9 protein-coding genes are annotated in these 13772 nt (G+C 61.3%); 6 read left to right on the plus strand and 3 right to left on the minus strand.

Annotated features, from left to right (window positions below; genetic code table 11):
- The first annotated feature begins 8 nt into the window (after positions 1-8).
- Complete coding sequence (locus GSQ83_RS26320; protein WP_158805834.1) at positions 9-290, plus strand: hypothetical protein; 282 nt, start codon at positions 9-11, stop codon at positions 288-290.
- Here the strand turns inward: GSQ83_RS26320 and GSQ83_RS26325 are convergent.
- From GSQ83_RS26325 to GSQ83_RS26335, 3 genes are all read right to left on the minus strand, one after another.
- Positions 254-3424, minus strand: coding sequence for a glycosyltransferase (locus GSQ83_RS26325; RefSeq protein ID WP_158805835.1), 3171 nt, complete (start codon positions 3422-3424; stop codon positions 254-256). The genes GSQ83_RS26320 and GSQ83_RS26325 overlap by 37 nt on opposite strands.
- A gap of 85 nt (positions 3425-3509) precedes the next feature.
- Positions 3510-4493, minus strand: a complete 984-nt coding sequence (locus GSQ83_RS26330) for a GDP-mannose 4,6-dehydratase (RefSeq protein WP_158805836.1) — start codon at positions 4491-4493, stop codon at positions 3510-3512.
- Between the two features lie 699 nt (positions 4494-5192).
- The gene (locus GSQ83_RS26335) at positions 5193-7025 is read right to left on the minus strand and encodes a sigma-54-dependent Fis family transcriptional regulator (protein ID WP_158805837.1); all 1833 of its coding nucleotides are present in this window, start codon (positions 7023-7025) and stop codon (positions 5193-5195) included.
- Between the two features lie 589 nt (positions 7026-7614).
- Between GSQ83_RS26335 and GSQ83_RS26340 the strand changes: the two genes are divergently transcribed.
- The 5 genes from GSQ83_RS26340 (at position 7615) to GSQ83_RS26355 (ending at position 13713) form a co-directional block, all read left to right on the plus strand.
- Complete coding sequence (locus GSQ83_RS26340) at positions 7615-8910, plus strand: glycosyltransferase family 4 protein (RefSeq protein ID WP_158805838.1); 1296 nt, start codon at positions 7615-7617, stop codon at positions 8908-8910.
- A gap of 564 nt (positions 8911-9474) precedes the next feature.
- Positions 9475-10518 (plus strand): NAD(P)-dependent alcohol dehydrogenase, encoded by a 1044-nt coding sequence (locus GSQ83_RS26345; protein ID WP_158805839.1) that lies wholly within the window; start codon positions 9475-9477, stop codon positions 10516-10518.
- Entirely contained in the window at positions 10518-11594 is a 1077-nt protein-coding gene (locus tag GSQ83_RS26350) for a WD40 repeat domain-containing protein (protein WP_158805840.1), read from the plus strand. The genes GSQ83_RS26345 and GSQ83_RS26350 overlap by 1 nt, the downstream gene beginning before the upstream one ends.
- Positions 11591-11761, plus strand: coding sequence for a hypothetical protein (locus GSQ83_RS29690; protein WP_174246738.1), 171 nt, complete (start codon positions 11591-11593; stop codon positions 11759-11761). The genes GSQ83_RS26350 and GSQ83_RS29690 overlap by 4 nt, the downstream gene beginning before the upstream one ends.
- Before the next feature lie 281 nt (positions 11762-12042).
- A complete protein-coding gene (locus GSQ83_RS26355; protein WP_158805841.1) occupies positions 12043-13713 on the plus strand; it encodes an aromatic/alkene/methane monooxygenase hydroxylase/oxygenase subunit alpha in 1671 nt (556 codons plus the stop codon).
- Positions 13714-13772 lie beyond the last annotated feature (59 nt).

Consider the following 13772-nt stretch of genomic DNA (forward strand, 5'->3'; position numbering starts at 1 on the left):
CGCTCCGCGTGCTTCCGGCGGTCAACGAAGCCCGTCAGTCTCTCATCCTGCTGCCGCAGCAGAAAGCCGACATAGCCCAGGATAGCATCGTCGCTTGTCACTTGCCGCGTTATCAAGGCATCGAAATCGAAGGCCACGATCGCGGCGGCGTCGATCAGGCGGGTGGCTTGATCCAGGGAACGAAGAGGATGCAGCACGCGTTCAAAGCTCCGCCGGCGACAAACCAGGTTTGCAGGGTTTGCGCCAGGCTTCCTCAAGGAGCCGATGCATCGGCCAGCCTGCGCACGTGAGAATTGAAGCGGCTCGTGGAGAAGTCGGCGGCCCTGCGGCCCGCGGCGCGTCCAATCGCTTCCCGCGAACACTCGCTTTCGGCAATCAGCTGCTGCGTCCGCTTTGCCAAGATCTCTATCGAAGAATAGAGAAAGCCGTCGACCCCATCGGTAATGATTTCGCACGGCCCACCCGAGCCATAAGCAAAAACGACGCAGGCGGCGGACATCGCCTCCACCAGGCTGATGCCGAAATGCTCCGCCTTTTCCGGTTCCTGCTCGAGGTCGGCGCCGAGACCAGTGCCGTGCCAGTAGATCTCGGCCTTCTGATACAGGCCGATCAGATCGTCAGGCGCCACATTGACATAGAAGAACACCGGCAAACCGTTCGCGAGACGCCGCAGCGTCGCGAGATAGTCGATATCCTCCGCCGTTGGCATCGAGGAGCCGGCCAGATGAAGCTCGGGCCGATCTTCTTTAGGAAGAGCCTCGACGACGGCCCGAAAGGCGGTGATCAGGAGATCCTGCCGCTTGCTATGACCGCCAACAAAGAACCGCCCCACGCTCAGGATCATGTTCCGCTGCTTTCGCCGCTCCGGATCGTTAGCCGAGCTACCGATGAAAGGCACCGGTGGGTAGAGTACCTCGACTGGAAGCGGCGCCAGGCAATTTGCGCTGAGAGCCGCTGTGATATGCGTCTTGGCATAATCCGAATAGGCGATGATGGAACTGTAGCCATCGAGTGACCCTTGCGCCACGTCATGGGGTGGGATCGCAAAGGGGAACTGGCAGAGATAGATCGAGTTCGGAGCGCGTGCGTCGATTGGCGGTAGGATGTGATTGCCCATCGTGAGCATGAAGCTCGGCGCCGGCTTGCGCAGAAAGTCGTCCAAGGTTTCGAGCCGGCACTGCGACAGGTCGATGTCGAATTCGCGCCCGAGATTGTCGAGGCGCAGATAGCTGTAGGGATGCGGTGTGACAATGGCCACGTCGGCGCTCGCGGACAAGGCGGCGGCGAAGCTGAGAAGATAGCGCTCCCCGCCGCCAGGCGTCAGGAGATAGGGCGTATAAAGAACAGCTTCTTTCCGCGAGCGGCCCGTATCAACAGCCGGTCGCGGTGCGATATCGGGCTGGATGATGGTTTTCGCGATCCGCCACAGATCGGCGGTGGACCGGCTCGCCAGGTAGGAGCCCCAGCGTGAGACGAATTTCGTGTGGCTGAGATCGTCCAGCGCCATTTGCCGGGCCTCCGCTTCACTCGATATCTCCACGCCTTCGTTATGGATGACGCGCGCCTCGGGGCAATAGAGGGTCTGTCGCCTCAAGGCGAGAATCTTGAGACAGAGATCGACGTCCTCGTAACGCGCAGGCTCGTAGGCGAGATCGAAGCCGCCCGCCTGCAGATAAAGTACCCGTGGCATGAGCATTGTAGCGGCGGAGATGGTGTCGACCATTCGGGGAGCCAGGAAAGCCGCGGTATTGCTGGCACGGCCCCGCCCAAGGCGGACGGGATAACCGAAGATATCGATCATTCTCCCCGCTTCCCTGATCGAGTCGTCGGCATTGAGAAAGAGCGGTCCGACCACGCCGGCGTCCGGTGCGTCCAAGAGAGTATTGCGCAAGGCGCGCAGCCATCCGGACTGCACGACGGCGTCATTATGCAGCAGGCAAAGAAGGCGACCGCTCGCCTGCTCGGCGGCAATGTTATTTGCTTCACCGAAGAAGCGGTTGCAGCCAAGGTCTAATATGCGTACACCCACGCCTAGACAACGCAGCAACGCGACATCACCGTTGCCGCTGCCATTGTCGACGATCAGGATCTCATAGCTTACACCTTCGGTATTAGCCCAGATAGAGCGTATGCATTCTACCGTGCGCGGGCCGGCGTGCCAGTTCACGATGATAATCGAGACCTCGGGATCGGTCTCCGTGCACCAGAGCCGCGCATGCGCAAAGGCGGTCATGAGTGCGACTGGCCGTTGATCTTCGAAAATGCGGCGGGCGAGGGGTCGGAAAGTGGGATCTTCCGACCGATCAAGCAGTAGTGCGGTTCGTATAGAGTCGTAAACGCCCGGCATAGGCGTCGAGCCGGAAGGCAGAAGGATAATCTCACCGGCGACAGACCATCCAGACAAGATCACAAACTTCTGTAACTCGTCTTGGATCGTCGTGTTCGGCACGAAGATGTGGCTCGCCAGGGACAGCACCATTCGCAGATCATCTAAGAATGCGTCTCGCTGGGTCGACGGAACGCTGTCCGGTCGCTCGATAGGAACGAGGTCGTGGAGCAGGATGCTGACCTGCACGCCCTTACTCGCCAGCACCCGAAAAAGACTGGCATTCTGCTCCCACACGACGCCAGTGAAAAGCACATGATCTTCGGCGATAGGCACTGACGGCTCGACCACTATCGCCGCTCGGGTCGCAGCGGCTGCAACGAATTCGGTGACGCTTCCGCCGTCGTGCAAGTCGAAATCGAGCGCCGCTTCGAGGGGGATGAATTCCCCCGCGAAGAGATAAAAGGCAGGCGGGGCCGGAGCCGAGTTTTCGGTCTGTGGAACAGCTGCCGCGACAGGCGAGAGGGGAAACGAAAGACCTCGTTCCCGCCGCCGCGACTGCAGCGCAGCCAGGCGCCGCGGGATCCTGTGCGGCGTCATCAGCCAATAGGACAGTTTCGCCATCCTTCGCAGAAAGCGCCCAAAACCCGCCGGTAGGCGGGAGGTAATCGCGCGGAGCGGAGCCGTGATGCGCCAACTGGCGGAGGCGAGAAGCGCGTTTCTCACCCTACGTATCGCAAGAACCTCGTCTGTAGCGAAGCTGGCCTCGCTCCTGGCTTGTTCGAGATCCCGCTGCAGAACCGTCTGCTCGGCGAGTTGACTCTGGAAATCGGCGGCCTGCGACGTAGTTTCTGCGAGCTTAACTTCCAACGCCTGACGACGCGATTCGCTTTCGGCCAGGAGTGCCGTGAGGCGCATCTCCTCGGCGCGCTGCGCGCGGAGTTGCGCATCCTGATGCGCGACGACGCCATCATCGGCGGTGAGCTCCGCAAGTTTCGCCCGCAGATAGTCGCGCTCCACCCGCAGGAGTGCCGCGGCCTGTTCCGCCGCGGCGTCGCGGCTGGGCCGGCCGATGCGAGGGAGGACCCGCTCGCCCATAGCTAGTCCGCGTAGGTCGCGGCGGCGGCATCCTTATGTCGGCAAGGCAACACGCTCCGCGTGGCAGCCTGCGACAGCCACATCGTCATCGGCTCACCCGCCCGCGATGGCGCGCGAGATCGGCTTCCACCATCTCGGCCGCCAGATCCTCGAGCGAGACCTCCGCCTGCCAGCCGAGCCGCTCGCGCGCCTTCGTGGCATCGCCGTGCAGCACATCAACTTCCGCCGGACGCATCAGCGCGGAGGAAGTGCGCACATGGCGTTCCGCCTCCAGCCCGGCACAGGCGAAAGCGATGCGGCAGAATTCCCGGATCGTCGTGGTGCGGCCCGTCGCGACGACGTAATCATCAGGCCGATCCTGCTGCAGCATGAGCCACATGGCGCGGACATAATCCCGCGCATGGCCCCAATCGCGGCGGGCTTCAAGATTGCCGAGCTGCAGCTCCTCGGCCAGTCCGAGCTTGATCCGCGCCACGCCATCCGTGATCTTCCGCGTCACGAATTCGATGCCGCGCAGCGGGCTCTCATGATTAAAGAGAATCCCGGAACTCGCGTGCAGGCCGAAGCTTTCGCGATAATTGACGGTCATCGTATGGGCGTAGAGCTTAGCGCAGGCATAGGGGCTGCGCGGATAGAAGGGCGTCAGCTCGTTCTGGATCTCCGACTGGATGAGGCCATACATCTCGGAGCTGGACGCCTGGTAGAAGCGCGCCTGCGGCCGGATGATGCGCACCGCTTCCAGCACATTGGCGGCGCCGAGGCCGGTGACGGCGCCGGTCAGCAGAGGCTGCTGCCAGGAGGCCGCCACGAAGCTCTGCGCCGCGAGGTTATAGACCTCGTCCGGGGCGACATCCTGGATGACCCGGATCAGGCTGGAGAGATCGGTAAGATTGCCGTCGATGAGTTCGACCTTGTCAAGAATCCCAAGCCAGCGCAGCCGCTCGCCAATCACGTCCGAGGAGGCGGAGCGCCGCAGGAGGCCGACCACCCGATAGCCTTTACCGAGGAGAAGCTGCGCGAGATACCCACCATCCTGGCCAGTAATTCCGGTGACGAGAGCCGTAGTCATATCGGCGTTATTCCTTACGTTACCGCATCTTGTTTGCTGGCTATGCCCGTGAAGCTCGCATAAAGATAGCAGTAATCACCCAATGCCGCGCGGGCATGGGGACCGCAACAGTATTTCGGGATCACGTCGCGTTGAACTCGGCGGCCATGCAGGCTTGGCCAAACCGCCTTGGCTCAAGCTGCATGGCCTTGGGTAAAGTCGATGCCGGCCCTGGCGCCCGCCCGGCCACTTTCAGGGGATTTGGGTAATAAAACCGCGGGTCTGTCATCTCGGCCACATCCGGACCTCGGGCACCGCCTTGGTCGCGAGCGCCCCCACCTTAGCCTGCCGCAGCAGGCGATCCCGCAGCGGCCTCTCCAGTCGGGCTAGTTCCCCCAGTAAGCGCTGGTTGCACCTCCGGCACCGCGGTGAGAAAACGCGGTGGCAAGGTGGGAATACGAAGTACCGCGCTGACCGCGACCTTGGACATGCCAAGTGTTGCCGCCGCCTAATCCCGCGACCAGCCCTTCCCGTCGATGAGCACGCGAAGACCCCGCGCCTCCTCGATCGGCGAAACTGGCCTTTGGGTCTACTCGAGGGCCTGGCTGGATCGCCCTGCGCACCATGCATTTGGTGTTCGGCAGTTGGGCATGGCTTAAGCGGGAGGTCGCTGCCCTGACTCGCCAGGACCGACGCCGGACCCCCATTCCTTCTCTGGCTTCAGGGTTTTAGGGCCCGGTAGATGGTGTTGCGGGAGACGCCCAGGCGTCTGGCCGTCGCGCTGAGATTGCCGCCGGTCTCACGATGTGCGGCCAGGATACGCGCCGTCATCTGGTCGCGCAGCCTATCCGAAGCCATTGCCGGTGCTCCCAGTAGGCGCTCAACATCGGCGAGGGCGATTGGGCGCTCGAAATCGATTAGCGTCAGCCGAGTCAGCGCATTGCGAAGTTCACGGATATTACCCGGCCAGGTATGCGCGGCTAGCCGCGCCGCCGCTTCCGGCTCGATCTCGGCCGAGGCGCCGAGCGCCGCCAGCAGATGGTGCAGAATTGCCGCAAAATCCGTCCGCTCGCGCAAGGGCGGCAGCAGCGCCTCGATGGTGTCGAGCCGGTAATAGAGATCGGCGCGGAAGCGGCTGGTGGCGACCGCCTCTTGCAGGTCGAGATTGGTCGCCGCCACCAGCAGCACATCGACCTCGCGGGCCGCGCCGCCGCCGATCGGCCGCACTATCCAGTCATCGAGCAGCCGCAACAGCACGGCCTGCAAGCCGAGCGGCATATCGCCGATCTCGTCGAGGAACAGCGTACCGCCGTGCGCCTGGGACACCAGCCCTGCCGCACCGCCGCGGCGGGCGCCGGTGAAGGCGCCTTCGGCATGACCAAAGAGCTCAGCTTCCACCAGGCTATCGGGCAGCGCCGCGCAATTGACCGGCACAAAGCGGCCGGCACGCCCGCTCGCCGCATGGGCATGGCGGGCGAGCTGCTCCTTGCCGGTCCCTGTCTCGCCGCGGATGAGGATCGGCAGGCGCCGGCGCGCCGCCGCCTCGACTTGCCGCATCGCCGTCGCCACCACAGGATCCGCCGCGACGAAGGTTTCGCGCAACGCGACGGGGATTGCGGTGCGTCGGGGTAGGTGCACGAGGAGGGGCTGCAGGTTCTCGATACTGGCGGTGAAGGTGCTGCCAACACGGTCCTGCAGGCTGAGCCGCGTATCTCGTCGTCCGGCATCAAGGAACGCCTCGAACCCAGTGCGAAACACGCCGTCGAAGCGGCGTCCAGGCGCAGCGGGCAGGCCGTGCAGGAAAAGTCGGGCCTGCGGATTGGCCCCTAAGATCAGCCCGGACGGATCGAAAGCCATGAGACCTGCACTCAAGGTATGTAAATATTCTGCACGATTGTGGAAGGCGACGACGATATCACCACGATGGTTTTCGCGGAACAGCCCATTCTCGATCTGCGTCGCCGCCATTGAAACCAGCGCCCGCGTATGCTGCTGCCGCGACTGGCAGTCGGAGGAGGCGTCGAGCACCCCAGCGAGCGAACCATCGGGGGCAAAAACCGGAGCGGCAGTGCAGGTCAGCTTGCCGTAGCGGCTGAAAAAATGCTCGCCGCCATGGATGGTGAGCGGGCGGCGTGTCGCGGCGACACTGCCTAAAGCATTGGTGCCGCAGCCGATCTCGGACCAGAAGCTGCCGGGCCGAATGCTGCTGCTGCGCGCCGTCGCATCAAAGCTCGGATCGGCCATGGTATCGAGCAGCAGGCCGTCCGGCAGGGCAAAGGCGATGATGAAGTTGCTGCCGGCGATTTGCTGATGGAGATTCTCCATCTCGGCAAGCACTAGTGGCCGCATTGCGCCAGCGGTCTCGCGAGCACGGCGCAGCGCCGGCTCGGCGATAGTGCGCAGGGGCGGCGGGTTTTCGGGATCGAGGCCATGCTCCAGACACCGCGTCCAGCTCGCCGAGATTTCCGGCGCGAGCAGGTCGGCGGGCGTCATATGGCGCCGTTCCAGCACCGTCCGGGCGCGGGCAAGCCGGTCCTCGGCCGAGATCAGCATCGTTTCCCCTTATCGCGTCATCTATCGCGGCCCTTGGGAGACAGCCTATCAAAGGATAAGCTCGCTGCACACAACCTTACTGCAGGGTTCTTCTGCGGACTTCGGCAGAGACCTGCTTCACTTCGGATCGACTGGATCGATTGCCCGGCAGTGGTTGGGTCGATCAAGGCTGCGCTGAACACATTACGCGGTTGCGACAAAATTGGAGAAGATGGTGAACCCTATCGCAACACCCGCAATTCTATTCGAGCCCGACGGGTACCTAACGTCCGGCCGCAAGCTAATGGGTCGTCAAGCGGCTGGACATGGATTTCTGCGCGCAGCCATCGCCAATCGCCAGGGGGCGACAATGTGGGCGTACACACCAAATCAAGCTTCGGCTCAAAGCTTCAGTGAGCTTGTCCATGAATACGATCCCGCTGCAGAGACACAATGGCTACGTCCAGACCGCCCTGACCTCTTGAGTCAAATAGGCACTCTCTATCTACCTGACCCCCTCTTAGAGGCCGCGGCAAGGCTGCGCCTACGGGCCAATCCAGCCGCCCACAGCCTGTGCGGCATCCTCCATGGAACAGTCACGCATGCGGCCATGGACGCCATAACCGGCTTGCTCACCGCTCCTGTGATGCCATGGGATGCACTAATCTGCCCGTCGTCCACAGTAGCTGAATCGGTCAAAGGGCTGGTCGACGCAGAGATCTCGTATCTGAAATGGCGCTTCGGCGCTTCGTTCTCAATAACGCTTCCTAGATTTTCGGTGATCCCACTGGGGGTGCACAGCGCTGATTACGCCATTACTCCATATGAGCGTGCCTCAGCGAGATCGGAACTCGAGCTAGCAGAAGATGAGGTCGTAGCGCTGTTTGTAGGGAGATTGAGTTCGCACGCTAAAGCGCATCCGCACGCAATGTATGCTGGCCTACAGGCAGCTGCTCAGAGGAGCGGGAAGAAGATTGTTCTTATTCAGTGTGGCTGGTTTCCAAATGACTCTGTCGAGCGTGGATTTAGGGACCTTGCGCTTTCCACCTGTCCCGATGTCCGGATGATATTTGCTGATGGGAGGAAGCCGGTCGAACTCCGGATGAGTTGGAACGCTGCAGATCTCTTCATATCACTTTCTGACAATATTCAGGAGACTTTTGGGCTTACACCCATTGAAGCTATGGCTGCAGGGTTACCTGCGGTTGTCTCCGACTGGAATGGATATAAGGACACGGTTCGCGACGGAGTTGACGGTTTCCGCATTCCAACATGGATGCCTCAATCCACATTAGGTAACATACTTGCCCATCGCTACGAGGCAGGGACGGCCACCTACGACTACTATTGTGGACTCTCTTCCCATACCGTTTCAATAGACATGCAGGTTCTCGTCGAGCGCTTGAGCGATCTAGTGACAGACCTAAATCTTCGAAAACAAATGGGGCAGGCAGGCCGTCGACGGACTCTAGAGCTATTCGACTGGAAGGTAGTCTATCGGAAATATCAAGAACTTTGGGCTGATCTTCGACGGGTCAGGCTTGAGGCAAGACAGGATTCTTTGCAATCCACATTGATTGCACAGGCGCCGAAAGCGTCGCCAGCCCGCATGAATCCGTTTCACGGCTGTGCTCACTACCCAACAGCCCTAATTCAATCTTCCACGCGCGTTATGTTAAATTCGGGAACAAGCAAGATCGCCTATTTGAAGTTGGCGCGTCAGCCATTGTTTAGATACGCAGATCTTGTGCTCCCACCAGCGACTTTAGTAGAAGAGTTGATAACTTCTCTGAGAGAAGAAGAGCTTGCCGTTCAGGAGCTTGCTGATCTAGTGAAGGTCGACATTGATCAGGTACTAATAGCAGTGTCAGTGTTGGCCAAAATGGGGCTACTGGGGCTGCGGTAGCCATGTGCTAGCTTATCAAAGAATCGGCGTTGCTATAGGACCTCTCCGCAAGCGGCGCCGCAACCTATCTTTGGAGCAGCTAAGGTCAAATGCCATCTAACCTTCATCGGAAAACGAATTTGTGTTTGCACTTGACGCCGGATAGATGCGACGGCTCGCTGCAGCGAGCACCTAGTCGGCTGGGGTATGAATCGATTGACATCAATATACAGGGGCTTCTGCAGGTTGCGATCAGCTGAAGAACGACGCTGAACGCATCCTCTTCCACGCAGGTCAATTTCCCGCCATCGTCATGTGGCTCAGGCAATTGTTCCTTCACGGAACAGTCTGCCCCGCATTAATGTTCACTTGTGGCACACTCGTTGGCCAAGATTGCCGCTTGCGCAAAGCAAGGAGGCGAGTTTGAGCGTCGACTCCGTCGGAGGCAAACCTTTGAAATCTTTTTCTAATTATCCAGGCTTGAGATAGTTTGGCCGTGTGGCGTTCCCAGACCCATAGTTTGGCACGCCCCATGCACTGAACCCCATGCCCAAAGAGGCGGGATAAACGGGGAGGGACTGCGCCATGAAGGCAGCCGTGCTGCACGCCTATGACGAGACTCTCTCGTCCAACACCTTCGTGCATTACGAGGATGTTCCAGACCCCAAGATCGAGAAACCCACCGATGTCATCGTGCGCATCGGTGGTGCCGGAGTTTGCAGAACCGATCTGCATGTCGTCGAAGGCATCTGGCGCGGCAAGGTTGATGTCGTGCTGCCCTATATCATGGGTCATGAGAATGCCGGCTGGGTCGAGGAGGTCGGTTCCGCGGTCGATACCTTCAAGCCTGGAGATGCGGTGATCTGTCATCCGCTGGTCACCAGCGGCCATTGCCTCGCCTGCCGCCGTGGCGACGACATGCATGCGACCGACAGCTCCTTTCCCGGCATCAACGCCAATGGCGGCTATGCGGAGTACCTCCTCACCGGTGAGCGCTCGCTGATCAAGCTACCAAAGGCGCTCGCGCCGAAGGATGTCGCGCCCTATACGGATGCTGGCCTCACCGCCTATCGCGCCGCCAAGAAGGCCTCACGTCACCTGCTGCCGGGGCAATATGTCGTGGTGATCGGTGCTGGCGGGCTCGGCCATATTGGCATCCAGGTCCTGGCCGCACTTTGCGCTGCCGAAATCATCGCGGTCGATCGTTCCGATACCGGCCTGGCGCTTGCGAAGGAATGCGGCGCGCATCATCAGATCCGCGCCGATGGAGACGAGGTCGATGGTGTCATGGCGCTGACCGGCGGGCGCGGCGCCGAGGCCGTGATCGATTTCGTGGGTGAGGGCGAGGCAGTTGCCAAGGGTCTCGCCATGACCGCCAATGGCGGTTTCTACTACATCGTCGGCTATGGCGGCCGGATCGAGATGCCTACGCTCGACATGATCACTTCCGAAAAGACCATCGTCGGCAATCTCGTTGGCACCTACCCGGAACTTGTCGAGCTAATGGCACTGGCCGATCGCGGGCTGGTGCATCTCGCAACGCGCGAATATCGGCTCAGCGACGCCAATCAGGCACTGCACGATCTGCATAACGGCCGCATCAAGGGCCGCGCGGTGCTGATACCCTGATGCGTCCGCAGCCCTTGCTTGATGTGCTGGGCGGCGGCTGGTCGCTTGGGGTCGCCGTGGTGGCGGCCGATTGGGATGCCGACGTCGCCGGCTTCGCCTTGCGGGACGGTTCGGTCGTGCTGGCACGGGCGGAATGGGAAGGCGGTCCGGTTCTGGCGGCGCGTCCGGCTGGTGGGCTCGAATTGCGACCTGGCGAGCCACCGCCGCCTTTGGCGCGTGAGGCGGCCCGGCCGGATGGCTGCCTGACGCTGCGCGCTTCCCAAGGCCACGGTTTCCTTTGCGGCGGCGGCAGCGGGATCGTGGCGCAAGTCGGCACCGACTTGAACCAAACCACCGCCGAGACTCCGCCTGCCAAGGCGGAGCATTTCGCAATTGCCGCGGGCGAGCATCATGCGACGGCGCTCGGCCGCCGCGTCGAGATTTCCGATGCTCCCAGCTTTGATGTGCCGGCCCCTGTGGTCGCCCTGCTCTTCGATCCGGCCGGAAAGCGGCTTGCCGTGGCCGATGAAGCCGGGGTGACGCTGTGGTCGACTGAGGACAGCTGCCGGCTCGAAACCCTTGCCAGCCCCTGCGCCTTGGCCTGGGCACCCGATGGTAGTCAGTTGGCCTGCGGGCTGGAAAGCGGCGCCGTACGGTTGTGGCGTTTCGGTACAGGCAGCCCGGCCGGCGTGACGCTCGAAGGTGGCGATGCGGCGGTACGGTCGCTGAGTTTTTCGCCCGATGGCCGCCGTCTCGCGGCGTCAGGCGGCGCACGGGTGCTGTGCTGGGACCTCGATGCGCCCGCCGCGCCCTCGACCCCTTGCGGCATCACCGCGCGGGTGCCGATCGCTGTGGTCGCCTGGCATCCAAACCGCGCCATGATCGCCGCCGGCACCGGCAATGGCGCGGTCATGCTGACGGAACCCGCCGGTCATGACGCGCTGCATGTGCGTGGCGAGGGTGGGGGCGCCGTCAGTGTTCTCGCCTGGTCGGCCGATGGCGCTCGCCTCGCCATCGGCACTGATGGCGGCGACCTCGGCGTGCTGCCGCTACCCGATGCGTTGTTCCGGCCAAGGACTCAGGAGATGCCGCGATGACGGAAGAGGAAACTTCCAAGGACGCGTTCTTCAAGCGGCTCGGCGTTCTCGCCCAGGAGATGATCGATGCCCATGGCAAGGATTTCACCATGGGCACGCTGGTTCTCGCGGCCCGCTTCATCGCCGATGGAAAGCCCATCGGCCGGCCCGAAAGCAAGAAGGAGTGATTGTGGTGTTCGAGACCTGTGGCGCAGCCTACCGAAGTAACCGTCTCATTATGGGACAGTGTTTAGGACACTTCGTCGCGAAATAGGACATGCTGCAACGCAGTAATCGCAAAGTTACGTGAACTAAATGACGCCTTCCCTCTATGGACAGAATGAATTTGGACTTGGCACAGCTCTTGCTACTAAAACAAGGCCTAGGCTAGCGGCCTCGAATTGTTGCGCTGCACAAGACCGCCGGCCGTGAGCCGCAAGAAACCGCGTTGATCGAAGGAGGATCCGAAATGCCTGATGGGATTTCATTAACCAAGATCACAGCCCAGAAAGGAATCAGCATCGGCGAAGCCGCCAAGCGGGTCGCCGATCTGGGTTGGACGCCGAGTTACGTTCAGGAAGCGATGACCTTCCCGACCGACTACAAGATCAAGAAGGCGCCGCGAGACCCGATGAAACAGGTCCTGCGCTCCTACTTCCCGATGCAGGAAGAGAAGGACAACCGCGTCTACGGCGCGCTCGATGCCGCTCTCCGCGGTGACATGTTCCGCAATGTCGAGCCCCGCTGGGTCGAATGGATGAAGCTGTTCCTGGCGATCATCCCCTTCCCCGAGATTTCCGCCGCCCGTTCGATGGCGATGGTCGCGCGCCTCGCCCCGGGTGAGGAACTCCGCACTGGGTTCACGATGCAGATGGTCGACGAGTTCCGTCACTCGACGATTCAGATGAATCTGAAGAAGTGGTATATGGAAAACTATATCGACCCAGCCGGGTTCGATATCACGGAAGCCGCGTTCGGCCGCTGCTACGCGACCACTATCGGCCGCCAATTCGCCGAGGGCTTCGTCACCGGTGACGCTATCACCTCGGCCAATATCTACCTGACGGTCGTCGCCGAAACCGCCTTCACGAACACGCTGTTCGTGGCCATGCCGTCCGAAGCTGCCCGCAACGGCGATTATGCGCTGCCGACCGTCTTCCTTTCGGTGCAATCCGATGAAAGCCGCCATATCGGCAACGGCCATTCGATGCTGATGTCGCTCATCAACGACCCCGACAATCATCAGCTCATTGAGCGCGACCTGCGTTATGCCTTCTGGCAGAATCATGCGATCGTCGATGCCGCGATCGGCGTGCTGATCGAATATGCCACGACGGATCGCGACAAGAACAAGGAAAGCTATGCCGAGCTATGGCATCGCTGGATCTACGAGGATTACTACCGGACCTATATGCTGCCGCTCGAGAAATACGGCATCAAGATCCATCATGATGACGTGAGCGCAGCCTGGGACCGCATGGTCAAGAAGAACTACGTCCACAAGACCGCGCAATTCTTCTCGGTTGGCTGGCCGCTGAACTTCTGGCGCATCGAGGCCCAGACGGATAAGGACTTCGAGTGGTTCGAGCATAAATATCCCGGCTGGTATGCCGAGTTTGGCGATTACTGGAAGTGGTACGCCAAGCTCAGCAAGCCCGGCGAGACCATCATGACCTTCAACACCGAGACGGGCTATATCTATCCGCATCGCTGCTGGAGCTGCATGGTGCCTTGCCTCATCCGCGAGGAAATCGTCTGCGACGAGGTCGACGGCAAGATCTACACCTACTGTTCGGAACTCTGTCATTGGACCCACAAGACTGCCTTCTCGGCGGAATATGAGGGCCGCTCCACCCCCGCGATGGGCCGTTTCAGCGGCCGGCGCGAATGGGAGGATTGCTACCACGGCTGGGATCTCGCCGATGCCATCACCGATCTCGGCTTCGTGCGCGACGACGGCAAGACCTTGGTGCCGCAGCCGCATCTGCGCTTCGACGACAAGGAGATGTGGACGCTCGACCACGTGCGCGGCCATACGCTCGGCAGTCCGCTCCGGACCATCCGCGCGATGACGCCCGAGGCGCGGGAAACCCACCTCGCCGAATATCGCAAGGGCTTCAAGATCAACCCGCTCAACTAGCCTCGCCAAGCGTCGCGGGGTCCGGCAGGTGCCGGACCCCGTAACGACTCTACAAATAC

This window comes from Acidisoma sp. L85, from assembly GCF_009765865.1.
Classification (GTDB): domain Bacteria; phylum Pseudomonadota; class Alphaproteobacteria; order Acetobacterales; family Acetobacteraceae; genus Acidisoma.

Excerpts from the sequence above, each read along its gene's own strand:
- GSQ83_RS26325 (WP_158805835.1), bottom strand. The coding sequence starts at position 3,424 with ATGGGCGAGCGGGTCCTCCCTCGCATCGGCCGGCCCAGCCGCGACGCC.
- GSQ83_RS26330 (WP_158805836.1), bottom strand. The coding sequence starts at position 4,493 with ATGACTACGGCTCTCGTCACCGGAATTACTGGCCAGGATGGTGGGTAT.
- GSQ83_RS26335 (WP_158805837.1), bottom strand. The coding sequence starts at position 7,025 with ATGCTGATCTCGGCCGAGGACCGGCTTGCCCGCGCCCGGACGGTGCTG.
- GSQ83_RS26340 (WP_158805838.1), top strand. The coding sequence starts at position 7,615 with ATGGACGCCATAACCGGCTTGCTCACCGCTCCTGTGATGCCATGGGAT.
- GSQ83_RS26345 (WP_158805839.1), top strand. The coding sequence starts at position 9,475 with ATGAAGGCAGCCGTGCTGCACGCCTATGACGAGACTCTCTCGTCCAAC.
- GSQ83_RS26350 (WP_158805840.1), top strand. The coding sequence starts at position 10,518 with ATGCGTCCGCAGCCCTTGCTTGATGTGCTGGGCGGCGGCTGGTCGCTT.
- GSQ83_RS29690 (WP_174246738.1), top strand. The coding sequence starts at position 11,591 with ATGACGGAAGAGGAAACTTCCAAGGACGCGTTCTTCAAGCGGCTCGGC.
- GSQ83_RS26355 (WP_158805841.1), top strand. The coding sequence starts at position 12,043 with ATGCCTGATGGGATTTCATTAACCAAGATCACAGCCCAGAAAGGAATC.